The 23,361-nt window shown below is 52.8% G+C and carries 21 protein-coding genes; 12 read left to right on the forward strand and 9 right to left on the reverse strand.

Features of this window, described 5'->3' with window-relative positions; translation table 11 throughout:
• Positions 1-13: 13 nt before the first annotated feature.
• Positions 14-715 (reverse strand): GntR family transcriptional regulator, encoded by a 702-nt coding sequence (locus HC231_RS18795; protein ID WP_246494563.1) that lies wholly within the window; start codon positions 713-715, stop codon positions 14-16.
• Positions 716-1,353: 638 nt separating this feature from the next.
• Between HC231_RS18795 and HC231_RS18800 the strand changes: the two genes are divergently transcribed.
• From HC231_RS18800 to HC231_RS18820, 5 genes are read left to right on the forward strand one after another with little or no spacing between them, the layout of a single operon-like run.
• Complete coding sequence (locus tag HC231_RS18800; RefSeq protein WP_208228236.1) at positions 1,354-2,466, forward strand: ABC transporter substrate-binding protein; 1,113 nt, start codon at positions 1,354-1,356, stop codon at positions 2,464-2,466.
• Positions 2,467-2,516: 50 nt separating this feature from the next.
• Entirely contained in the window at positions 2,517-3,410 is an 894-nt protein-coding gene (locus HC231_RS18805) for a branched-chain amino acid ABC transporter permease (RefSeq protein WP_208228237.1), read from the forward strand.
• Positions 3,403-4,293, forward strand: a complete 891-nt coding sequence (locus HC231_RS18810) for a branched-chain amino acid ABC transporter permease (protein WP_208228238.1) — start codon at positions 3,403-3,405, stop codon at positions 4,291-4,293. Before HC231_RS18805 ends, HC231_RS18810 begins: the two co-directional genes overlap by 8 nt.
• Positions 4,290-5,072, forward strand: a complete 783-nt coding sequence (locus HC231_RS18815; protein WP_208228239.1) for an ABC transporter ATP-binding protein — start codon at positions 4,290-4,292, stop codon at positions 5,070-5,072. Before HC231_RS18810 ends, HC231_RS18815 begins: the two co-directional genes overlap by 4 nt.
• A complete protein-coding gene (locus HC231_RS18820) occupies positions 5,069-5,788 on the forward strand; it encodes an ABC transporter ATP-binding protein (RefSeq protein ID WP_208228240.1) in 720 nt (239 codons plus the stop codon). The genes HC231_RS18815 and HC231_RS18820 overlap by 4 nt, the downstream gene beginning before the upstream one ends.
• A 61-nt stretch (positions 5,789-5,849) precedes the next feature.
• Here the strand turns inward: HC231_RS18820 and HC231_RS18825 are convergent, their stop codons facing one another.
• Together HC231_RS18825 and xapA are read right to left on the reverse strand one after the other, a co-directional pair.
• Positions 5,850-7,097: a nucleoside permease gene (locus HC231_RS18825; protein ID WP_208228241.1), complete on the reverse strand. Its 1,248-nt coding sequence runs from the start codon at positions 7,095-7,097 to the stop codon at positions 5,850-5,852.
• 124 nt (positions 7,098-7,221) lie between these two features.
• On the reverse strand, positions 7,222-8,052 hold the full coding sequence (gene xapA / locus HC231_RS18830; RefSeq protein ID WP_208228242.1) for a xanthosine phosphorylase: 831 nt from the start codon (positions 8,050-8,052) through the stop codon (positions 7,222-7,224).
• Positions 8,053-8,194: 142 nt separating this feature from the next.
• Between xapA and HC231_RS18835 the strand changes: the two genes are divergently transcribed.
• Positions 8,195-9,118 carry a LysR family transcriptional regulator gene (locus HC231_RS18835; protein ID WP_208228243.1) on the forward strand — a complete coding sequence of 308 codons (924 nt, stop codon included), beginning with the start codon at positions 8,195-8,197 and terminating at the stop codon, positions 9,116-9,118.
• Positions 9,119-9,327: 209 nt separating this feature from the next.
• Here the strand turns inward: HC231_RS18835 and azuC are convergent, their stop codons facing one another.
• Entirely contained in the window at positions 9,328-9,405 is a 78-nt protein-coding gene (azuC, locus tag HC231_RS24410) for a stress response protein AzuC (RefSeq protein WP_208231410.1), read from the reverse strand.
• Between the two features lie 377 nt (positions 9,406-9,782).
• On the opposite strand from azuC, the gene HC231_RS18845 reads away from it, so the two are divergent.
• The 3 genes from HC231_RS18845 to HC231_RS18855 all read left to right on the forward strand — a co-directional run bounded on the left by HC231_RS18845 (position 9,783) and on the right by HC231_RS18855 (position 12,896).
• Entirely contained in the window at positions 9,783-10,976 is a 1,194-nt protein-coding gene (locus tag HC231_RS18845) for a multidrug efflux MFS transporter (RefSeq protein WP_208228244.1), read from the forward strand.
• Positions 10,977-11,159: 183 nt separating this feature from the next.
• A complete protein-coding gene (locus HC231_RS18850) occupies positions 11,160-12,521 on the forward strand; it encodes an esterase-like activity of phytase family protein (RefSeq protein WP_208228245.1) in 1,362 nt (453 codons plus the stop codon).
• Positions 12,522-12,743: 222 nt separating this feature from the next.
• On the forward strand, positions 12,744-12,896 hold the full coding sequence (locus HC231_RS18855) for a putative selenium delivery protein YdfZ (RefSeq protein ID WP_246494861.1): 153 nt from the start codon (positions 12,744-12,746) through the stop codon (positions 12,894-12,896).
• Between the two features lie 121 nt (positions 12,897-13,017).
• Here the strand turns inward: HC231_RS18855 and HC231_RS18860 are convergent, their stop codons facing one another.
• The 5 genes from HC231_RS18860 to manD form a co-directional block, all read right to left on the reverse strand.
• On the reverse strand, positions 13,018-13,704 hold the full coding sequence (locus tag HC231_RS18860; protein ID WP_208228247.1) for a GntR family transcriptional regulator: 687 nt from the start codon (positions 13,702-13,704) through the stop codon (positions 13,018-13,020).
• A gap of 176 nt (positions 13,705-13,880) precedes the next feature.
• Positions 13,881-15,347 carry a mannitol dehydrogenase family protein gene (locus HC231_RS18865; protein ID WP_208228248.1) on the reverse strand — a complete coding sequence of 489 codons (1,467 nt, stop codon included), beginning with the start codon at positions 15,345-15,347 and terminating at the stop codon, positions 13,881-13,883.
• Between the two features lie 96 nt (positions 15,348-15,443).
• Positions 15,444-16,805 carry an MFS transporter gene (locus tag HC231_RS18870; RefSeq protein WP_208228249.1) on the reverse strand — a complete coding sequence of 454 codons (1,362 nt, stop codon included), beginning with the start codon at positions 16,803-16,805 and terminating at the stop codon, positions 15,444-15,446.
• 211 nt (positions 16,806-17,016) lie between these two features.
• The gene (locus HC231_RS18875) at positions 17,017-18,036 is read right to left on the reverse strand and encodes a Zn-dependent oxidoreductase (protein WP_208231412.1); all 1,020 of its coding nucleotides are present in this window, start codon (positions 18,034-18,036) and stop codon (positions 17,017-17,019) included.
• Positions 18,037-18,049: 13 nt separating this feature from the next.
• Positions 18,050-19,264 (reverse strand): D-mannonate dehydratase ManD, encoded by a 1,215-nt coding sequence (gene manD / locus HC231_RS18880; RefSeq protein WP_208228250.1) that lies wholly within the window; start codon positions 19,262-19,264, stop codon positions 18,050-18,052.
• A 1,056-nt stretch (positions 19,265-20,320) separates the two neighbouring features.
• Between manD and HC231_RS18885 the strand changes: the two genes are divergently transcribed.
• From HC231_RS18885 to HC231_RS18895, 3 genes are read left to right on the forward strand one after another with little or no spacing between them, the layout of a single operon-like run.
• Positions 20,321-21,025 carry a 4Fe-4S dicluster domain-containing protein gene (locus HC231_RS18885; RefSeq protein ID WP_208228251.1) on the forward strand — a complete coding sequence of 235 codons (705 nt, stop codon included), beginning with the start codon at positions 20,321-20,323 and terminating at the stop codon, positions 21,023-21,025.
• Positions 21,018-21,980, forward strand: a complete 963-nt coding sequence (gene nrfD / locus HC231_RS18890; RefSeq protein ID WP_208228252.1) for a cytochrome c nitrite reductase subunit NrfD — start codon at positions 21,018-21,020, stop codon at positions 21,978-21,980. Before HC231_RS18885 ends, nrfD begins: the two co-directional genes overlap by 8 nt.
• 4 nt (positions 21,981-21,984) lie before the next feature.
• Positions 21,985-23,361 (forward strand): MFS transporter, encoded by a 1,377-nt coding sequence (locus HC231_RS18895; RefSeq protein ID WP_208228253.1) that lies wholly within the window; start codon positions 21,985-21,987, stop codon positions 23,359-23,361.

The raw sequence follows: 23,361 nt of genomic DNA on the forward strand, positions 1-23,361 counted from the left end.
CCGGTTATTTCGCTCAAGTTAATTTGCCGAAATAAATACGCGCCAGGCCTTCTTTCGTCACCGCCACCGCATGCTCCGCGCTCAATGAAACATGCTTTTCCATTAATAAAACCCCTCTCTCCACGTCACGCTGGCGCAACGCCTCAATAATGCCGATATGTTCGTCATAGGCATTGTTACGACGGCTGGGCGTTTCCAAATCGATGCGGCGGAAAAAACGAATCAGGGAATTCAGGCTGTCGAGTGTGTCATACAACCGCCCATTACGGGCGATACGGGCGATCGACATATGAAAGGCTTCATCATCCTCCGCGACTTTGGTCCAGTCCGTGATGGTATCCGGATCGGGCAAATCGCGGCAGCTCTGCTCCCAGATTTCCGCCGTCTGATTGATATCTTCATCGCTGGCGCGCAGACAGGCGAAGCGGAACGCCGCCTGTTCAATCACCGCCCGCATTTCATAAAGCTCATGCACGCCTTCAGGCGTGATATCTCTGGAGTAAAAACCGCGGTTGGGCACAAAACTCATGAAGCCATCCTGAGCCAGACGATTCAGCGCCTCGCGGACCGGCGTGCGAGATACACCCAGCCGGCTGGCCAGTTCAACCTCGTTAATGCGCTCGCCCGGTCTGAAGTGATAATCCACCGCCAGCGATTTCACCACTTCATAAACCTTTTCCACGCTATCCGCGCTGCGCACTGTTTTCTGACTCACCGGCACGTTATTTCCTCTTGATGGCTGAAATCGTTTAACAACCGGAGTTTTCCCCGGAAAACACGTTAATTAAATTCATAGCATGCCTGCATGCATAACACAATGACGATGTGAATACACTTCTATCTACACTTTATTTTTATCGGAATCAAATAAAAAATCCGCGTCACGGCGCTGGCTCAATATATTATTTGATTATATTTTTATAACAAAAACTTATTGCACTAAAATAACTCTTTCCTCGCACCAAACAAAAGCATATCCCGCTGGAATTTTATAATTTATTCCATTCACGCATTAGATATTCCTTTTCCGTATAAATCATCAAACCGCATTTTATCATCCGTTCTTTTTTATGGGACTTGTTGTTATTTATAGAAATATTACCGCCCGTTGCAATAACGTCCCGACTATTTTCACGCATGTGCGCCACTTTTTATCCCGGCTGGCATAGCAATTGCTGAATACTTTCGGCAAAGTGTATTCACTTAAGCATTCACTATGTTATTCACTTGTAGATAAACAAGGACAGCAAGACTTAACGTCCTGCCGGTCACAAACCATTACGCAGCAATGCCGTCGGGGAAAATAGGTTCACCGCCGCTCCGCCCGCATTTACTCTGACCAGGAGACACAGTATGACTTTACGTATTCGTCATGTTTTATTTGCTTCGGCGTTGTTAGGCGGCACGCTTTTGGGCGCCTCCCTGCCGGCAAAAGCGGATGTCACGGTTGGCGCGATTTTGCCGTTGACCGGCGTCAGCGCCACCATCGGCGAAGACATGCGCCGCGGAATAGAGCTGGGCGTGGAACAGGTAAATGAGCGCGGCGGCGTTAACGGCCAGAAGCTGGCGGTGACGATTGAAGATTCCGCGGGCAGCCCGGTCACCGCCCTGGATGCGGTGCGCAAACTCACTCAGGTTAACCGCGTGCCGCTGGTCATCGGCGAATTTTCATCCAGCGTCACCATTCCCGTCGGGCAATATCTGGTGAAAAACCAACTGGTGCATATCAACATTACCTCTTCCAGCACCGATATGCGTAAAGTCGGCAAATACTCCTACAGCGTGATTGGGCTGGCCGATCTGGCGGCCAGATTCTCCGCTCAGGATGTCTATGACATGGGTTACCGCAAGGTCGCCTTTATCGCGCCGAACGGCGCCTACGGCCAGAGCATGCTGGATCAGTTCAGTAAAGATTTTCAAAGCCTGGGCGGTAAAGTCGTCGCCAAGATGATGTACACCGGCGGCCAGTCCTCCTATCGCCGGGAACTGGGCCAACTTTCGCGCATCAAGCCCGATGCCTATGTCTACACTACCTACGGCCAGGATGCGGTGGTGCTCAACCGTGAGTCCTATGAAATGGGCCTGAATCAAACGCCCTGGTACGGTATGTACCTGACCATGTGTACGGCCAATACGCCGGCGCAGTACATCGAGGGAAGAATGGGCATGGAAGTGGCCGGCACGGGCGATGAAGGCCAGGGCTACATCGACATGTTCCACAAACGCTATGGCGCCGATCCGCAATCCGCTTACAGCAGCTATGCCTATGACAGCATCACGCTGGCCGCCGCCGCCATCAATAAAGCCGGATCGGCCGATCCCGCCGCGCTGCAGGCGGCGATGCAGAGCGTCGCGCCGCACTTCGACGGCGTAACCGGTCCGCTTAATCTGGATGCCGATAACCTGCGCCAGACCCAGCCTTATAAAAAGGTCAAAGTGGTCAACGGCGCGCAGGAACTTCGCTAAGCGCCGGGTGATTCGCTCACAAGAGATTCGTTTCCTTGCAGGAAGGCATTATGTTTCAGTTCATCCTTGATACATTACTGCGCACCGCCGATCTGTCGCTGATCGCCGTGGGCCTCAGCCTGGTTTATGGCCTGGTGCGGTTCGCCAACGTCGCGCATGTACAGTACGCCATGGTGGGGTCGTTTATGACATTCGCCCTGCTACAGCTCGGATTTCCGTTTCTGTTGGCGATCCTGGCGGCCAGCGTGCTATGCGGGATTATGGCGACCTTATTGCATCATTGGATCTTCCGCCGGCTGGCTCAGGCCGGTCCGGCGAACGCCATGATTGGATCGCTGGCGCTGTCGATGATCCTGATCGCGCTGATTCTCGGCGTCGTCGGATCGTCGCCGCAGGGCTATAACCTGCCGCTCAGCCCGATGCTATCGCTGGCCGGCAGCCACGTTTCACGCAATCAGCTATGGTCCGTCGCGGTGACGTTTCTGCTGCTGATCGGTTTTTGCGCCCTGTTGTTCTACTCATCCCTGGGGCGCTCCATCCGGGCGCTGGCCAGCAATCGCGATTTGGCCGCCGCCTCCGGGCTGAATGCCGATGCGCTGGTGCACATCGTCAATTTCATCGCCGGTACGCTGGCCGGACTGGGCGGCTCCATGCTGGCGATGAACGCCAGCGCCTATTTCAATCAGGGCAACGACTTACTGCTGCCGGTGCTGGCCGCCGCCATTCTGGGCGGATTGGGCAACCCGATGGGCGCGGTGCTGGGCGCCTTGCTGATCGCCGCCACCGAAACGCTGGTCACCAACCTCGATTTCGGCTGGCTGTTCGGCAGCGAACTGGTCTTTATTCCGGTGACCTACATTAACGCCGCCTCGTTCATGATCCTGCTGCTGGCGCTATTGCTGCGTCCTTACGGCCTGTTTAACCGGGAGGTGCGCCGTGTCTGACTTTCTGCTCCATCTCATCAGCATCACCGGCATTTATGCCCTTATCGCGCTGGCGTTGAACATTCAGGCCGGCTATGCCGGACTGCTGAACTTCGGCCATATCGCCTTTGTTGGCATCGGCGCCTACTCCGCCGGCATCGGCGTCCAGTTCGGACTGTCCTTTATCGAAGCCAGCGCAATCGGCATGGCGCTGTCGATGCTGATCGGCGCGGGCATGGCGATGCTCGGCCGCCAACTGGCCGCCGACTATTGGGGGATCGCCACGCTGGCGGTGGCCGAAATCATCCGCACGATAGCGATTAATGAAGATCAGCTGACCGGCGGCGCCCAGGGGCTTGGCAACATTGTTCCTGCCTGGACAAGCGGCTCCCAACAGCAGGACAGCGTTATTTTCGCCATCCTGATCCTGTCGGCCGTGGCGTTAGTCGCCCTGGCCTCTCTGCGGCTGAGCAAAAGCCGCTTCGGCCGGGCGCTGCGGCTGATGCGGGAACAGCCCCAGTTAGCCACCTGCATGGGCTACCACCTGCAATGGCTGAAGTGCCGCACCTTGATGTGCAGCGCCGCGATCGCCGCCGCCGCGGGTATTCTGCTGGCCTATTACACCAGCTACGTTAGCCCCGATTACCTGCTGTCTTCAGAAACCTTTCTGATCTGGAGTATGGTGATGATCGGCGGCATCGGCAACGTAGCCGGCGTATTGTTGGGCGTACTGTTGGTAGAGTGCCTCTATACCTTTATTCCCTTCGCCAAAGATATTTTCAATATCAGTTCCGATGTTACCGGCGCGCTGCGTCTGGGCGCCGTCGGCGTCATTCTGCTGGGCTGCCTGCTGGGCCGCGCCGGCGGTCTGCTGCCTGAACGACTAAGGAGAATACCGTCATGACACCATTGATGCAGATCGATGCCGTCAGCAAGGCTTTCGGCGGCAACCGGGTACTGGAAGGCGTGACGTTCACTCTGAACCGGGGGGAAATCCTCGGTTTGCTGGGGCCCAACGGATCGGGTAAAAGCACGCTGCTTAACGCGATCTCCGGTTTCACCCCCATCGACGGCGGCGCCATTCTGGTGGATGGACGGCGCATCGACCGTCTTCCCACCTACCGCATTATCAACGCCGGCGTGGCCAGAACCTTTCAGCTCCCGGCGATGCCTGAAAAAATGACCGTCATGGAAGTGGTGATGGCCGCCGGAACCCGGCATCATGGTTTTTGGAGCAGCCTGCTGTCTCTGTCCGCCGCCCGGCGGGCCGAACGGGAAGACAAACACAAGGCCCAGGCGCTGCTTGACGAACTGTTGCTGACCACCGTTCGCGATCTGCCCGCCGCCGCGCTGTCGGGCGGACAAAAGAAGCTGTTGGGCATCGCCTGCGCGCTGATGGGCGAACCGCAAATCCTGATGCTGGATGAGCCGATGGCGGGCGTGCATCCCAATCTGCGGCGCGACATTGTGGAAACGCTGCTGCGTCTGCAACGTGACGGACTGTCGCTGGTGATTATCGAGCACGACATGCACTTTATCCGCGAACTCTGCCAGCGCTGCATCGTATTGGACCGGGGCAATATTGTCGCCGACTGCCGCCCCGATGAACTGGCCGATAACCAACAGGTGCTGGACGCCTATCTCGGCCGCAGCACAGCGTTTTCACTACAGGAGGCCGTATGATCAGGCTGCATGACGTGATTGCCGGCTATACCCCCGGCATCGATATCCTGCAAGGAATTTCCCTACAGGTTGATAACGCGGAAATCGTCACGCTGCTGGGGCCGAACGGCTGCGGCAAATCCACCCTGCTAAAATGCATCGCCGGTTATCTGCGCCCACGCAGCGGACAGATCCTGCTGGACGACCGGGACGTCGGTCAGATCCCTATTCACCGCAAAGTACGCGAGTGCTCGCTGGGGTTTGTGCCGCAAACCGATAATGTTTTTAACAACCTGACCATTAAGGAAAATTTGCAGATCGGCGGACAATTTTTGCCGGACGGTCAACGCCGCCAGCGCATGGAGGAGCTATGCGAACGCTACCCGTTATTGCGTAAAAAGTGGCGCGCCATGGCCTCGGCGCTCTCCGGCGGAGAGCGGCAGATACTGGCGCTGACCCGCGCCCTGATGCCGAAGCCCGCGACGCTGCTGCTGGACGAGCCTTCCGCCGGGCTATCGCCGAAAATGCTTTCAGACGTGTTCGCGGCGATCCAGGATATCCGGCGACAGGAAAAGGTGGCGATCCTGATGGTGGAACAGAACGCCATGGAAGCGCTGCACATTTCAGACCGCGCTTACGTGCTGGCGCTGGGTAAGGTGGCGCTTACCGGCAACGCCGGCGAACTGCTGGAGGATCCGCGCATGCGCGAATTGTATCTGGGAGGCCGGGCGGCCTGACAATCGCCGATAATGACCGCCGCCCCTGCGCATGTCAGAGGCGGCGGTTCATCGCCGTAATTTAGTTTGCGATCGCTGATTTTCGCTCGCCGGCGGGATAGTGAAACGAGAAGGCGAAAATGATGGCCAGCACCAGCGCATAGGCGGCAAATACCAGCCAGATGCCATTCCAGTCTTTCACCCCGTCGCGGGTAAAGTAATCCACCACCATGCCGCTGCCGATAGCGCCGGCATAAGCGCCCAATCCGTTCACCATCGTCATGAATAACCCCTGGGCGCTGGCGCGAATATGCGGACTGGCTTCTTTTTCAACAAAGATTGAGCCGGAGATATTAAAGAAATCAAAGGCGCAACCGTAGACGATCATCGAGAGCACCAACAGCATAAAGCCCAGCCCCGACGGGCTGCCCCAGGCAAAAAAGGCGAAACGTAAGGTCCAGGCGATCATACTGATCAGCATGACCCTTTTGATGCCGTAGCGTTGCAGAAAGAACGGAATGGTGAGGATGAAAAAGACTTCGGAAATCTGCGAAAGGGACAGCAGTACCGATGGATATTTCACGGCGAAACTGTCCTGATACAGCGCATTTCTCGCAAAATCATGCAGATAGGGGTTACCAAACGTGTTGGTGATTTGCAATGCGGCCCCAAGCAGCATGGCAAAAAGCAGAAACAGCGCCATCCGCCGCTGACGGAAAAGCACCAGCGCATCCAGCCCCAGCATGCTGAACCAGCTCGCGCCTTTTTTCGCCTGCGAGGTAGAACAGGTCGGCAGCGTCAGCGAATAGAGCCCCAAAACCAGGGAAACCGCCGCGGCCAAATACAGCTGGACGCTGCTAAGCTCCAGCTTGCTGAAGCTGATGATCCACATGGCGCAAATAAAGCCGACGGTGCCGTACACCCGTACCGGCGGGTAATCTTTCGTCGAATCAAGGCCATGTTTTTCCAGACAGAAATAGGAAATGGCGTTGGTCAGCGCCAGCGTCGGCATGTAGAGCATCGCGTAAACCAGTATCACCCAGAACATCGCCGCGGAGGTGGAAACCTGAGCCGCAATCAGCAACGCCACGGCGCCCAGCAGGTGACAGAAGCCGTAAAGCCAGTTGGCTTTGATCCAGCGATCCGCCACGATCCCCGCCAGGCTGGGCATAAACAGCGAGGCGATGCCTTTAGCGCTGTAAACCAGCCCGACTTCCAGCCCGCTGAAGTGCAGCGTGTTAATCATGTAGGAACCAAATGTCGTCAGCCAACATCCCCAAATAAAAAACTGCATAAAAACAAAAAACTTCAAACGTAACGTTATCGACATGACATTTACCGTAATAATAAAAATCGGCGCCGGCGGCCGCTGGGGCCGCACAGCTAGCGGACACACAAGTGTTGGATCGGCCAGGAACGATACCGCTATTTGCAACGCTCCCGACGGCGGAAAGTTACGCCTCCGATAGCGACGCGAAGAATTCCCGGATTAACCGGGTAAAATCTTTCGCCGCCATAGCGGCGCAGCGCAGAGTTTGTTCATGGGACAACGGCGTATCCGACAGCCCTTCGGCATAGTTGGTGATGGCGGCGACGGCCAGCACCTTCAAACCGCAATGCCGGGCCGACAGTACCTCCGGCACAATCGACATCCCCACCACATCGCAGCCCAAAATCTGCATCATACGGATCTCCGCCGGCGTTTCGAAATTGGGGCCGGTATATGCGGCAAAAACCCCTTCCGCCAAATCAATGCCGGCCCGCTCCGCCACGCCAGCCAAACGATTGCGCAACTCGCGGTCGTAAGCATTCGCCAGGCTGAAGAAACGCGGGCCGAAACGTTCATCGTTGGCTCCCACCATCGGTGATTCCGGCATGAAATTGATGTGATCGCTGAGCGCAACCAGACGGCCGGGGCCGACGCTCGGCCGCAGGGAACCGGCGGCATTGGTGGCGAATAGGAATTCACAGCCGAGTAATTTAAAGGTGTAAATCGGGGTTGTCATTATCTTCATTCCCCGCCCTTCATAGAAGTGCCCCCGGCCTTTCATCACCAGAACCGGAACGCCTTCGAGATATCCGGCGACCAACTGCCCGGCATGACCAACCACGCCGCTGACCGGGAACCCCGGAAGCTCATCGTAATCAATAACAACGGCGTCCGTCATGGCATCGGCCAACTCTCCCAGGCCGGAACCAAGAATTAAGGCGGCGCGAGGTTGCAGATCGGCGATTTTACCGCGGATAATATCCGCCGCGATGAAAGCATCATTTTGATTAAACATGGTTATTTCCGGTCGAAAAATCAGGAATTTTATCTTATGAGCAATAAATAACAGGGACTAATACAATATCGGCGGCCTATTTATTGCCTGTCTCTATAAATAGCTATAAATTGCATCGCCCCGGCCCCAGGAGAAAATAGCGATGAAAAGGCAACAAACTAGCAAATTTGATCTTGGACCGATTAATTTCCGTCTGCTGCACTACTTTCGCATCGTAGCCGAAGAGATGAACTTCACTCAGGCCGCACACCGTCTCAACATGTCGCAACCGCCGTTGAGCAAGCATATCAAAGAGCTGGAAGATCAGCTGGGCGTGAAGCTGTTCCTGCGCACTACCCGCACCATGTCGTTGACTCCGGCCGGCAGCAAGCTGCTAAGCAGCGTGGAGAATCTGTTGGATCAGGCCACGATTTCTCTGCGTGAAGTTCAGCAGTTGGGACGCGGGGAAGTGGGACATATGGTGGTGGGCGCCGTCGGAACGTCGGTATGGGGAGCGCTGATGCAAACCCTGCAACAATTTACCCGCCAGGTTAAACACGCCACCTGGTCGTTGAATGAATTGACGCCGGTTGAGCAAATTATCGCCCTGCGCCAGCGCCGTATCGATATTGCCGTCTGGCGGGAAGCGGCGAGCCAGTCGCTGCCGGAGATGGCGTGCCAATTGCTGGCTCGTGAAAACTTTGCCGTCGCGCTGCCGCAGGATCATCCGTTAGCCAGCGGGGACGCGATCCCCTTTGAAGTATTAAAACGCGAGTCTTTTATCGTGCTGCCGTCGCAGGAGAGAAATCTGGGGCTTCAGGTGCGCAATCTGTGTCTGAAATATGGATTTTCGCCGGTCATCGCCCATCAGGTCAACGAGCCGCAAACCGCGCTGGCGCTGGTCGCCGAAGGATACGGCATCACCTTGCTGCCCGTCAGCTACGGCCGAATTACCTGGCCCGGCGTGCGGTTCTGTCCATTGATCAACCCGCCGTCGGCCGACCTGTATGTGGTATACGATCCCTACGCCACGCCGCCTCTGGTGCAAGAGTTTCTGCAAATAGTGCGCCGGCAGGTGCGGCGCTAAATGGCGCTTTTCCGCGAAAGTCTCTTCTTCAGAACGTCAAAAAGGCCGATTAATCGGCCTTTAAGTTTGACAACAAAGTTCGAAATATTGCCATCAACGACCCCCTCCCGGCCTCCCTCTTGTCAGGGGGAGGCGCTAATGCATTAAGAACACTAGCTTTTCTTCCTCCCCTGCGAAGGGGAGGGTCGGGGTGGGGTCAGAACAAAAAATTAGTGGATTGCTCCCGGCGGGACATCTTTATATGCATTGATGTAGGCCTTCAGGACTTTCTTCAATAGATTACGCATTTTGTTCACCTTGACTAATTACGTTGTAAGATTGTTACCTCAAGGTGAATAATTGTACGATTAGCCATCAACGCACGCAAGATTTTTGTGACGCAAATCACAAAAAATCACATCCTTCGCCGATGGCGCTTTCCCTCATCTCCAACGCCGGCATACCTGTATCCTCACACGATTGATTTTTGAATGTTTTTGTTGCGAATAGTTACCGGACTGTCAAACAACAAATTAGCACACTATGTTATGCTCATAGCATGAGATGAAATACCGGTAGCCTTACGTATTTGTTGATACTCACACGCGATGGATTTCATCAAATTACGTTCCGACGCTCAATTTCACCATTGGCAACCCGCTTACAAAGGCTCGCCCTGCACACCATGGAAACCTGGAAACTCAACTTATTCTCTGCCTGGCTGGGATGTTTTTTTACCGGCCTGGCCATGAGTCAGATATTGCCTTTTCTACCGCTGTACATAGAGCAACTCGGCGTACATTCACATGAGTCATTAAGCCTCTGGTCGGGGATTATTTTCAGCTCTTCATTTATGGTTTCCGCGATTGTCGCGCCGCTATGGGGGAGCCTGGCCGACAGAAAAGGGCGCAAGCTGATGCTGCTGCGCGCGGCGCTCGGCATGTCCATCGTCATGGCGCTGCAAGGCCTTGCCACCAACGTATGGCAGCTATTTTTTCTGCGTTCCATGATGGGTCTGACGTCAGGTTTTATTCCTAACGCCATGGCGTTGATCGCCTCGCAAGTACCGCGCGAAAAGAGCGGCTGGGCGCTAGGCACTCTGTCTACCGGACAAATTTCCGGGGTGATACTCGGTCCGCTGCTCGGCGGATTTATGGCCGACTATATCGGCCTGCGCATCGTATTTTTCGTTACGGCCGGAATGCTGTTCACCAGCTTTTTGATTACGCTTTTCGCGATTAAAGAAAACGTTATCAAAGTCAGCAAAGCAAATCGCCTGAGCGGGAAAGCGGTGTTTACCACCCTGCCCTACCCGATGTTGATCGTGGGTCTGTTTATCACGACCATGATGATCCAACTGGCAAACGGCTCCATCAACCCGATTTTGACGCTGTTCATCCGCGACCTTGCGCCCGACAGCAATAATATCGCCTTTATCAGCGGCGTTATCGCCTCCGTTCCCGGCGTATCGGCCCTGTTGGCCGCCCCTCGCCTCGGCCGGCTGGGCGATCGCATCGGCGCGCACCGCATACTGATCGCCGCCCTGGCGTTCAGCGTTCTGCTGTTTTGCTTAATGTCGGTGATTCAAACGCCAATCCAGCTCGGCATACTGCGGTTTATGCTGGGATTTGCCGATGGCGCGCTGATGCCCGCGGTACAGGCTCTGCTGGTGAAATACAGCAGCCAACAGGTAACCGGCCGCATCTTTGGCTATAATCAATCATTCATGTATTTGGGGAATGTCGCCGGTCCGCTCATTGGCTCAAGCGTTTCAGCCATGGCGGGCTTCCGCTGGGTCTTTCTGACGACCGCCTTTCTGGTGCTGTGTAACGCCATACAGATCGCATTAAACTTCCGTCGGGTAGCTAAAAAAGCCTGAACAGATCAGGCCGTCGTCCAGAACGTCTGGATTTTCACCAATATCCGCCTTATTCCCGACCGCGCGGCGGCGTAACAGCCTGGCAATCACGCAAATGACATATCCGTTATTTAAGCTCCTGTGATTTTCATAATCAAATCAGCCTAGATCCCCAAGATGACGGATACCACAAGAGTGAACACGATGAAACACAATGTATTACCGCTATTGCTAGCCGGCCTTGTTCCGTTAAACGCCCTGGCCGATGGCGAAAAAGTCACCCGCTATATCGTTACTTTTCCCGCCGGAGAGCGAATCGCTTATCAGGGCAGATTCGCCGGCAATTTTCCCAACGGTTTGCCGATAGGGATTGGCTCCGGCCTCCATTTTGCGGGTAAACAGGGCGACGACCTGCTGTTTACCACGCTGACCGATCGCGGTCCCAACGCCGATGCGCCGCTGGCGGGGAATAAAGAAGCCAAGATCTTCGCCACCCCGGATTACACCCCGTTGATTATGGATATCAAAGTGAGCGCCAAAGCAGCGCTGGCGATCAACCCTCGTCCCTTGCATGACGAGCAAGGGGCGGTAAATGGCCTGCCGTTGCCGGGCGATTTAATCGGCGCCACCAACGAAGCGGCGTTGAATGATGCACTGCTTCCCCTAAACACCAGTACACGCGGCCTGGATACCGAAGGGATCACGCCGGACGGCAAAGGCGGTTTCTGGCTGTGCGATGAATACGGTCCGTTCCTGATCCATATTGATGCGCAAGGGAAAATCCTGGAAAAATTCGGCCCGACGCCGGCCGGTGACGAGCAGTCCGTCGCCAGCGGACTGCCCAATATCATCAAATGGCGTCAGCCCAACCGTGGCTTCGAGGGATTGACCCGGCTACCGAACGGCACCCTGGTGATGGCGCTGCAAAGCACGCTGGATATTAATGAAAAAAGTAAGAACAAGGCGCTATTCACCCGGCTGGTGATGTTCAACCCGGCAACCGGCGCCAGCCGAATGGTGGGCTATCCCATCAATATCGACAGCTATAAGAAAGCCAAAGATGCCAAAATCGGCGATATCACCGCGTTAGATAACCAACGCATCTTGCTGGTGGAACAGGGCGAAGATAAAGATAAGCGGCTACAAAACCGCATTTATCTGGTGGACTTAAGCTACGCCACCGATCTGACGCCGTTTGACGCTGACGGCAAATCGCCGGAATTTGACGACCGCGAACGGTTGGAAAAACGCGGCATTCGTCTGGCGCAAAAACAGGAGTTGGTCGATCTGCGGAAACTGGGTTGGCGGCAGGAGAAAGTTGAAGGTCTGACCATTGTCGATAGACAAACGCTGGCCGTCATCAACGATAACGACTTCGGCCTGCGTTCCGTCCTGAAATCCCCGGTGAAAGCAAAAGACAAGGCCGATGATTACCAGGTCAGCAAGGACGGCAAACTGACGCGGGATGGGAAAGCCACCGATACCACGCTGGAAATCGTACCGTTGCAAAAGCCGGAGTCCGATAACGAGCTGTGGCTGATTAAACTGGATCGCCCTTTGCCGTAACAGGATGGCAACAGATGCTGCCACAAGCGGCGATTTTTATGACCCTCGCTAATAACGCAATGGTTTATATACAGATTTTATATAAAACCTCTAATCCGCTGGTGGCGGCTTTTCCGCAGCAGTAGGATCGAAACGATTTTTCTATCGTCAAACGAAGGAGGTTTTAAGGTGTATAAGGCGTATGACAGATACAGAAATCCGCTCGATACCGGTTACCGCGTGATGCAAAGCGATTCTCGCCTGGTCGGAACCATTGCGGCTATTCATACCGAAAATCTAAAACGTGAAGAAGTCCGTCGTTCAAAATGCGTCGAGCTGCGAGGCGTTAAAGGGCTATTTGCCCCTCAAGAACTAATGTGTCTTAGCCGTGCCTGATCTTTAGGATGCGTGGTATTTTAACGCGCGGTTTATGATGCAGTGTTTTTGTTATTCGGGCGTCGTTTTGTCGCCCGATATTGCCCAAACGCTTTCACCCCGCCCCGGCAAACATCTCCGTTCAGGTTCGTTCAAACCAATCGCTGTTTTGTTCCGCGATCGGGGTAATCGAATAAATCATTTCCTGTAAGTGATCGCGCAGCGCCTTTTCAGCCGCATCGGGATCGCGTTTTTTCAATCCGTCAAAAATAAGATAGTGCTGCTGAATCAGACTCTGCGGCGGGGAAACCTGGCCCAGGCTGAGGAAACGCACCCTGTCCATGGTCGCTTTAATCGATTCAATGGTTTCCCAGGCCAGAGGACACTTTGCAATCTGGGTCAAAAACTGATGGAAGCTGTCATCAAGGTTGAGAAACTCGCGGATCTGTTCATTCTGCGCAGCCAGTTCCTGACGGCGCAGGTTATGTTCCAGCGACAGCAATTGCTCATCGGTTACCATCCCGGCGGCGCGGCGGACAATCGCACACTCCAGCGCCTGGCGGATAAAGCGGGCATCCGCCACCCGCTGTTCGGAAATCTTCATCACAAAGGTGCCGCGCTGCGGCAGTATCTGCACCAGCCCGGATTCAGCCAGCTTGATAAACGCCTCTCTGACTGGCTGGCGAGACACCGCGAAACGCGTTGATATCTCTTTTTCAGACAGCAGCTTACCCGGCGGAATATTGCATTCCACGATATCTCTTCGCAGTACGCGATAAATTTGTTGATTTACAGGCTCATTGTTATTGATTTGAAAAGAGTTATCCATTCAGCCGTTTTTTACCCAAGATATTTGCCGACTGAATATCATACATCCTTCACGCTTATCGCCCTAGGCATAATTATTGCCAAAAGAGCTGATGTTCAGACATACACGGCTAATGAAAATAGCTTAAAAAGCACGGCCGATTGATAAACCGTGCTTTACCAGGATTGCCGTATAAATTAGCGGACTAACGTTTTTAACGTTGCTTTGGCGCCTTTTTCCACCAACGCCAGATAAAACTGCGTTACCGTTTGCACGAAGGTTTGATTGTGGGATAAGTCCTGACCAAAAACGGCATCCAAAGAGAGTAATGCCGTCACTCGCTCTTTCCCTTCACGGCTTCGTTGTACCGTTTCGGCTAGCACCGCCTGCAACGGATCGCTGATTTCAATGGGTTGCCCTTGTTCATCAACCCCGCCGACATAACGCATCCAGCCCGCGACGCCTAACGCCAGCATGTCAAAGCGGCTGTCATGAGCCAGATGCCAGCGAATGGAATCCAGCATGCGCTGCGGCAATTTCTGCGAACCGTCCATCGCTATCTGCCAGGTACGGTGTTTTAAGGCCCGGTTACGATAGCGCGCCAGCAACGCATCCGCATAGGCGGCGAGATCAACGCCCTGAACGCTCAGCGTGGGCGCCTGCTCTTGCAGCATTAAGCGGTGCGCCGCCGCCACAAGATCGCCATCTTGCATACATTCGCTAATGTATTGGTAGCCGGACAGGTAACCCAAATAGGCCAGGAACGAGTGGCTGCCATTGAGCATTCTCAGCTTCATTTCTTCAAACGGCAGCACATCCTGTACCAATTCGGCCCCGGCTTTTTCCCACTCAGGACGATCATTCACAAAGTTATCTTCGATAACCCATTGAAAAAACGGCTCACAGGCAACGCCGGCCGGATCGACGACGCCCAATTGGTTATGAATAGTTTCCAGCGTCTCCGGCGTGATCGCCGGAACGATCCTATCGACCATCGTGGAAGGAAAAGTGATGTTCCGCTCAATCCATCGCGCCAACTCGATATCCTGCTGCTCAGCCAATTGCACAATCACATTGCGGGTAACGTGGCCATTTTCCGGCATATTGTCGCAGGACATCACGCTGAATGGACGCAACTGACGTTCCCGTCTGCGCTTAATGGCAGCCAGAATCACGCCGGGCAGGGAGCGCGGCTGGTCGGGCGACGATAAGTCATGACTAATCAGCGGATGTTCGGTATTTAACCGGCCGGTCGCCGGATGATGGCAATAGCCCTTTTCAGTCACGGTAATTGACACGATGGCAATATCCGGCGCGCTCAGCGCTTCCAATACCGCATCAATACCGTCAATTTCGGCGTGCAGCGCCGATGTCGCCACTCCCACAATTCGGCTCTGCCATCCGGTATCGGCCATTTCCGATACCGACCAGAGTAAATCCTGCTGACGAATATCGTTGATTTGCTGCTCGCCGCCAACCAGATTGATCTCGCAATATCCCCAGTCGCTATTGTGTTCAGATGCCAGCTTATCGGCGCAAACCGCCTGATGAGCCCGGTGAAACGCGCCAAAACCGATATGGGCGATACGCGTCTTCAGGGCGCTGCGATTATATTTTGGAACGATCACCTGTGGTTTCAGCAGGCTAAATTCAGTGATTTTCATTCTTTTCCCCGATCTCGATTTTAAAAATATTGAGGTATTGCCGCTATTAAATAAAACCAGAGAGATTGTCGTCCGTTCTATCTCTCTGAATATTTATTATGCGGCATCCTCCAGAGCGCCCAGGTCGCGATCTTTTACTTCCGGCATGCAAATGGCTGAGAATAAACCGACAAGTGAATAAATAATTAACATAGCAGCGATAGGCCACCAGGATCCGGTCATATTACAGAAGATACCGGCCAACAGCGGACCGAATCCGACGGCAACCAACCCTCCCGCTTCTTTGGCGATAGCCATTTGCGTGAAACGATCCCGCGCGCCGAATATTTCCGCCATGGTAATATTTTCGAGCGCAAACAAACCTAATACGGCCACGTTATGAATAACAATAATGCAGAGGATTATCGTGCTGACCGCGACATTTTTATCCACAATGATCGACAGCATTGGGTAAGCCAGAATGATCGCGGAAATATTGATAATAATATAAGGAATCCGCCGCCCGACCTTATCAGAGAGCCACCCCAGTAACGGTATGGTAATAAAACCGATGACGGAACTGATCATTAGCGCATCGGTCGGAATCGCTTTTTCAAACAATAATGTCTGGACTAAATAACCGGCCAGGAATGTTTGAATAAGACCTGAATTGCCAGCCTGACCAAACCGTAGCCCGGTAGCCAGCCAGAAAGACTTACCCTTGAACATGCTTAATATTGATTTACTGGCAATAACAGGCGCTTGAGTCGACGACGCGTCATCACCGGTTTCATTAACTTCTTCAAAGACAGGGCTTTCTTTAAGGTTCATCCTTAACCATATGGCAAAGAACATGACGACCACGCTGCACAGGAAAGGCACGCGCCAGCCCCATGCGAGTAATTGTTCTTTATCGAGCAGGAAAAACATAATCGCCCAAATCGCCGTCGCGCTAAGCGTTCCGCAGTTCGTGCCCATCGCAACCAGAGAGGAAATAATCCCGCGTTTTCCTCGCGGCGAGTATTCCGCCAGCATGGTGCCCGCGCCGGATATTTCAGCGCCTGCGCCCAATCCCTGAACGATGCGTAGCGTCACCAACAAGATGGGGGCAAAAATGCCAATCTGGGCATAGGTGGGTAAAACGCCGATTAGCGTCGTACAGATCCCCATCATCGTAATAGTAATAAAGAGGACTTTCTTCCTTCCTATTCTGTCCCCCATTCTTCCGAAGATAAAGGCGCCGACAATACGCGCTATATATCCCGCGCCGTAGGTTCCCATCGCCAAAATTAAGGCCATGGCCGCAGACTGTTCCGGGAAAAATATTTCATGAAAAACTAATGCAGCTCCTAGCGAGTACAACTGAAAGTCCATAAATTCCAAAGCGGTTCCTAACCATCCGGATACAGCCGCTTTTACTAAATCAGTGGTGCTCCGCTCAGGTTTATTCGTCCTGGACTCTACTTGTTTATTGTTCATATTTATACTCTCTACGATTTGTAGTTAGCGTATAGCACTCTATCAGGTACAATTTATAAATGCGCTATACCTCTATCCAGGCCTGGCGAATAGGGCCTGGATAAATACAGAAGAAGATAGTTGTTATAAAAACGCCCGGTGTTGTTTAAATCAATCGTCACCCCCCTTTAAATAAATTGCAGAAACAATCTAACCTGCTATTTATTAAAACTTATTCATCAAATTCCAATAACACCTTACAACAGCTTTTTTGATCCTTTTCGAAAATCTCAATCGCATTAACGACTTGCTCATAATAAAATTGATGAGTGATTAATTTTGACGGATCGATTTTCTTCTTTTGCAGCCATTCAATAACAACCGGAAATTTGTTCGCATTGAGTCTTGATGAAAAAATAGAAAGCTCTTTACTCGTAATCCCTTGTTGGCTTATATGACAAGGTTCGTTGGAAAAGCCCATGATAGCGATGCGGGCCGCCGGCGAGGCAATGGTGATCGCTTCTTGCAAAATCGCCGGATGGCAGGCCGCGTCAATAATCAGCGTCGGTTTAATATTCAGCTTGTCCAATTCATCCTTTAATGACAGCGACGCGTTATTAATCACTTTAGTGGCGCCGCAGCGCTGCGCCATACTTAAACGCTCAGGAATGCGATCGACGACAATCACTTCTTTAACCTGATATACCCCTTTTAGCACCTGAACAGATGTCAATCCCATCGGTCCGGCCCCGTAAATCAGAGCGATATCCTGTTCAGTGGGCTTAACTTGAGCCGTCACATTTGCCGAGATGGTAAAAGGCTCCACCATCACCGCGAACTCATCAGGAATCTCATCAGGAATGGGGTAGGCGTTTTTAGCCGGCACGGCGGCATAATCGCTAAATCCGCCATCACGGTGGACGCCTAATACCACCAAAGAACTACATACGTTCGGCCTGCCAATAGAACAAGGATAGCAGTGTCCGCAACTGACGACCGGATCAACCGACACCCGTTCGCCAATGCGCGATACATCCACGCCCTCGCCGACGGCATCAATAACACCGAAGAATTCGTGGCCAATGACTCTGGGGTATTTGGCAAAAGGATTGTGTCCACGGTAAATATGGCTATCCGAACCGCAAATTCCGGCTAACTTCACCTTGACTCTGACTTCGCCACCGGCTGGCTGAGGGATCTCTCTTTCCTCGATCGCCAAATCATTCGGCTGTTTTATAACGATGCTTTTCATATTGTTACCTCTGTCACCAACTCCACAGCGTGCCGTCTTCGAGACGCGCCACCGGCAAATAGGCGGGTTCATAGGGATATTTGGCCGCCAGCTTTTCATCAAATTCGATCCCCAGCCCAGGCTTATCGCCAGGGTGCATATAACCGTCGTCAAACACCCAGTTATGCGGGAATACTTCCAGCATCTGCTCGGAATAGCCCATATATTCCTGTACGCCGAAGTTGGGCACCCAAAGATCGAAGTGCAGCGCGGCGGCCATACAGATAGGCGACAGATCGGAAGGACCGTGAGAGCCGGTGCGAACCTGGTATAACGAAGCAAAATCGGCAATTCGCCGCATCCCGGTGATGCCGCCGGCATGAGTGATGGTGGTGCGGATATAGTCGATCAGCTGCTCTTCGATTAGCTGTTTGCAATCCCAAATGCTGTTGAATACCTCGCCGACGGCAATCGGCGTTACGGTGTGTTGGCGGATTAAGCGGAAACATTCCTGATTTTCGGCGGGCGTCGGATCTTCCATCCAGAATAGGCGGTAATCCTCGATGCTCTTGCCAAAACGGGCGGCTTCTATCGGCGTCAACCGGTGGTGCATGTCGTGCAGCAGATGTTCTGAGAAACCAAACTTTTCGCGCACGGCTTCGAACAATTTCGGCGTGAAGTCGAGATACTTTTCCGTTGACCACAGTTGCTCTTCGGGCCAGTTGCCCTTGGTTGCCGGCTCATAGGCCAGCCCTTTGCCTTTCGCCATGCCGTAGGTGGTTTTCATACCGGGGACGCCGCACTGCACGCGAATGGCTTTGAAGCCCATATCGCGATGTTTGGCGTAATCTTCCAGCACTTCATCAATAGTATGGCCGGTGGTATGGCAATAAACCATTACGCCGGTGCGCGATGCGCCGCCCAGTAACTGATAGAGCGGCAGGTTGGCGACTTTGCCCTTGATATCCCACAGCGCCATATCTACGGCTGAAATGGCCGACATCGTCACCGGGCCGCGGCGCCAATAGGCGCCTTTATAAAAAAACTGCCAAATATCTTCAATCCGTTGGGCGTCCCGGCCAATCAGCTGCGGGCAAAGGTGATCTTTGAGGTAAGACGCGACCGACAGTTCACGACCGTTGAGCGTGGCATCCCCAATGCCGGTAACTCCGCTGTCCGTGGTGATTTTCAGGGTGACGAAATTACGCCCCGGACAGGTAACAAACACTTCTGCGCTGACAATTTTCACTTTGCTTATCCTTCTCGACTTATCACTGTTACGCCTTCTATGCTGACTACCATACAAGTATATACAGAAGGATAATTTGAATCACTTCACACTTATGCATTTACGATTTAATGAGCACAGGCGGGCAAATAAAGTGATGGCTGGCGGCGCCTTCGCGGGGCTTCCGCCTCAGCGTAATCTCTTACGCCGTAGGCGTAGACGGTTTAAACACTGCGTTTATATTCAATATCAGTATGTTAAATATAAAGGTATTTTATGGGGAGTTCGCGGCCCAGTAAGGCAAAGCCGAGTTTCATGCTTATGCGCAATTTGGACTGTTCCATTATTTCGCTTAATCAAACGAAATGATGAAATCACATGTTTAGCTAAAAAGCATTAGCCTCGTTATATTATTACCGTCTGAGAGTAGTTTTCGAAAAAAAAACAATTACCGATCACAAATCTACTATTTCCATTACAACCGAATTAACAATATGCAAATAAAATCGCCAATGCAAATGTAAATTATTTGAAAAATAGCAATTCATTATGCCGCAGATTATTTATCGCCTATCGAATTGAATAATTGAGAGACTTATCTAAATAACAGACAGTTATAATAGGTTAAGATTGGTTTCACATAGATATACAAAGAAATAAATGTGACTGAGAGCACAACCATCATTTCGTCGCTATGGTCAAATAAAAACGAATAAAAAGAATATGGATTATGGGTAAGTTAGCCGTCTGATCCAGAATATTTTAAGTCATAAAAATTACCTCTGATGCCAGATTGGTACCATTTTCCCGCTTAGGCTTTTTGTTGCACAACGCAACGGATTGTTTGTTGATCGTCAGGATGACTGAATTCAACAAAAACCTATGCCCCGAATAATTCAAGTTGCAAGAAGGCGGCGTTGCTGCGAATCCCCAGGCGCTTACGAAGGTCGAATAACGGGAGTAAGCGAGGAAAACAGCGCCTCTGCGGCATGAAGAATAAAAGGGTATATCACGATGATCTGCTGATATCGGTACCACTTTTCAGCATGGCTGTAGTTTCAATGTGAAGGTTATGTTATGGAAGAATTCTCTCGTCGTCGTTTTATCGCTTACCTGGGAAGCGCTATTGTTGTTACCGGGAATTCCAGCCTCGCGCTTGCGCAGACTGAAGAAGAACCCTCGAAAACCACCAAACCCAAAGGCGTCAAATACGGTCTGTTGCACAATGAGCAACGCTGCATTGGCTGCAACGCCTGTATCGGCGCCTGCAAAACCACAAACAATGTTCCTGATGGCGTGACTCGGCTGGAAATACTGAAAACGGTCGATATTCCCGCCGAAGGAAAAACGCGGGCTTTCAAGCAATATTTCCGCAAATCCTGCCAGCACTGCGAGAATCCGCCTTGTGTTTCGGTATGTCCGACCGGCGCGTCATTTAAAGATGCGTTAACCGGCATTGTCGACGTCAACGATAAACGCTGCGTCGGCTGCCGCTACTGCATCGCCGCCTGCCCGTACCACGTCCGTTTCATTAATCCGGTCAGCAAAACGGCGGATAAATGCAACTTCTGCCGGGAAACCAATCTGGCGGCAGGCAAACAGCCCGCCTGCGTTGAAATATGCCCGACCAAGGCGCTGGTCTTCGGCGATCTGAACGACCCCGAAAGCGATATTTCGAAAATGATCCAGGCCAATACGACCTACCGGTCGAAAGTTTATCTCGGCACCGAACCGCAGGTTTATCGCGTGCCTGGCAGACGGGGAGAAATAGACAATGCTTGAAGCCTTCCACTTTGACTCCCTTGTATGGGACTGGCCCATCGCCATTTATCTGTTGCTGGTGGGGATTTCCGCGGGCATGGTTTCGCTGTCGATCTTGATTAAATACTATGTGCCGGCCGAATATCACGGCGGCAATAATATTATTAAATCGACCGCCATCATCGCGCCGCTGGCGGTTATCGTCGGGCTGGTGATCCTTATTTTCCACCTGACCCGGCCGATGACATTCTGGTATCTGATGGTTTTCTACAGCCCCACTTCCATCATGTCGCTTGGAGTGATGTTATTTCAGGTCTATTTCGTGGTGATCGCCTTGTGGATTATCAACCTTTACCGCGAAGGGCTGCTCCACCTGATAGCAACCAAAATCCGCCGTCCGCGGCTGACCGCGCTGGCGCAAAAGGTCACCGCCGTCATCGCCAATCAAGCCGGCGTGATTGAGAAAGTGCTGCTGGTATTGGCCATTCTGCTCGGCTGCTATACCGGTTTCCTGCTGTCCGCGCTGAAATCGTTCCCGCTGTTAAACAACCCGGTGTTGCCGGTGTTGTTCCTGGCCTCCGGCACCACTTCCGGGATTGCGGTCGCGATGCTGGCCAACGCCATGAGCCGTAACCGTTCCGGCAATACCGCAACGCTCCACTTTATTCATAAAATAGAGAACCCGGTCGTCTACGCCGAACTATTCCTGCTGTTCGCCTTCTTTGTCGGCCTTTTCCTCGGCGGCGGGCAAAAAACGGTGGCGGCGCATACCGCCCTCAGCGGCTTCTGGGGCGGCGTGTTCTGGATCGGCATCATCGGCATCGGCATCGCCGTACCGTTAATCGCCAGCTTTATCCGCGATAAGCATCATCAACCCAGCCGGGGCAACCTCGCCTTGATGGCGGGATTGAGTCTGCTGGGGGTGTTCTTATTACGGCTGTTTGTGCTTTATGCCGGACAAATGACGGTGGCCTGATCCGATGAATACCTCATGGGTCTTATTCTGGATTGCATCAATCACATTTTTCATGCAATCCCTGGATACCACCATGTTGTATGTCGCCATTCCAGCCATTGCCGATTCGCTGCATCAACCGGTGCTGCATATGGAAATGATCGTCATTTCCTATGTCATCACCGTGGTGGCGTTTACCCCCGTCAATGGCTGGCTGGCCGAACGTTTCGGCGAAAAGAAAACCTATCTGCTGGCAATCAGCATATTTATGCTGGGTTCGCTGTTATGCATCACGGCGAACTCGGTTATCAGCCTGAGCGCTTTCCGCTTTATCCAGGGGATTGGCGGCGCGCTGATGTTGCCTATCATCAGAACCGTGATATTACGCACCACGCCGCAGTCCATGAAGTTGATATTCCTCAACCGGATTACCCTGCTCGGTTTACTGGGAACGATGGTCGGTCCGCTATTAGGCAGCCTTTTGGTCAACCTGTTTTCATGGCGGATTATGTTTATCGCCAATATTCCGCTTTCGCTTCTCTGCCTGCTGCTGGCGGCGAAACATATTCCCAACGAAACGCCCGGCATCGAGCGGCGAGCCGATCCCTACGGGCTGGTCTTGATGGTATTAATGCTGTTTATGGCCGCCTTCACGCTCACCGCAATGCCCAAAAACATCATTTCCACGCCGGTCGCCTTACTGCTTTGTTTATCCGGGACGGGTTTGGCGTTTCTGTACTTCAAACGGGACATCACCCGAAGAGAGGCGCTATTCCCCGCCGAACTCTTTGAAATAAAGACCTTCTCCATCGGTATTCTCGGCGGCATTCTGACTCGGGTGCTGCTGTCGTCCACGCCCGTCGTGCTCTCATTGATGTTGCAAACGACGTTGGACTGCAAACCCGTTGAAACCAGTATTATCCTGCTGCTTTTCTCCACCGGCGCGCTGCTGTCGAAAGTGATTTTTGAACCGATGATTAAGCGCGCGGGCTATCGTAAACTCTTGATGGTTACGACCGGATTTACGTCGCTGTTTATTCTTGCCATGAGTTTCGCCGTGCAGGAAAAATCCATGATGCAGATCGGTATTATCGCCGCCATCCTCGGAATATTGATCTCAACGCTGCACTCGGCGGAAAGCACGCTGGCGTTCAGCAACCTGAGCAATTCCACGTACAATAGCGGCAATAACGTGCTGACCATAACGCAGTTAATCTCGGTCATGGTCAGTATGGCGCTGACCTTTCCGGTGCTGCGATTCCTATCCCAATATGAAGTCGTCTTTAAGCTAAACAGCTTCAGTCTGCTGTTTTTGTTGCTGGGCATCGGATTACCGATTTGCTGTCTGGTGTTCAAACATTTAAATGAAGAGGACGGCCATCATTTTATTCATGGGCGTTAA

It is taken from the genome of Brenneria izadpanahii (genome assembly GCF_017569925.1).
GTDB lineage: Bacteria > Pseudomonadota > Gammaproteobacteria > Enterobacterales > Enterobacteriaceae > Brenneria > Brenneria izadpanahii.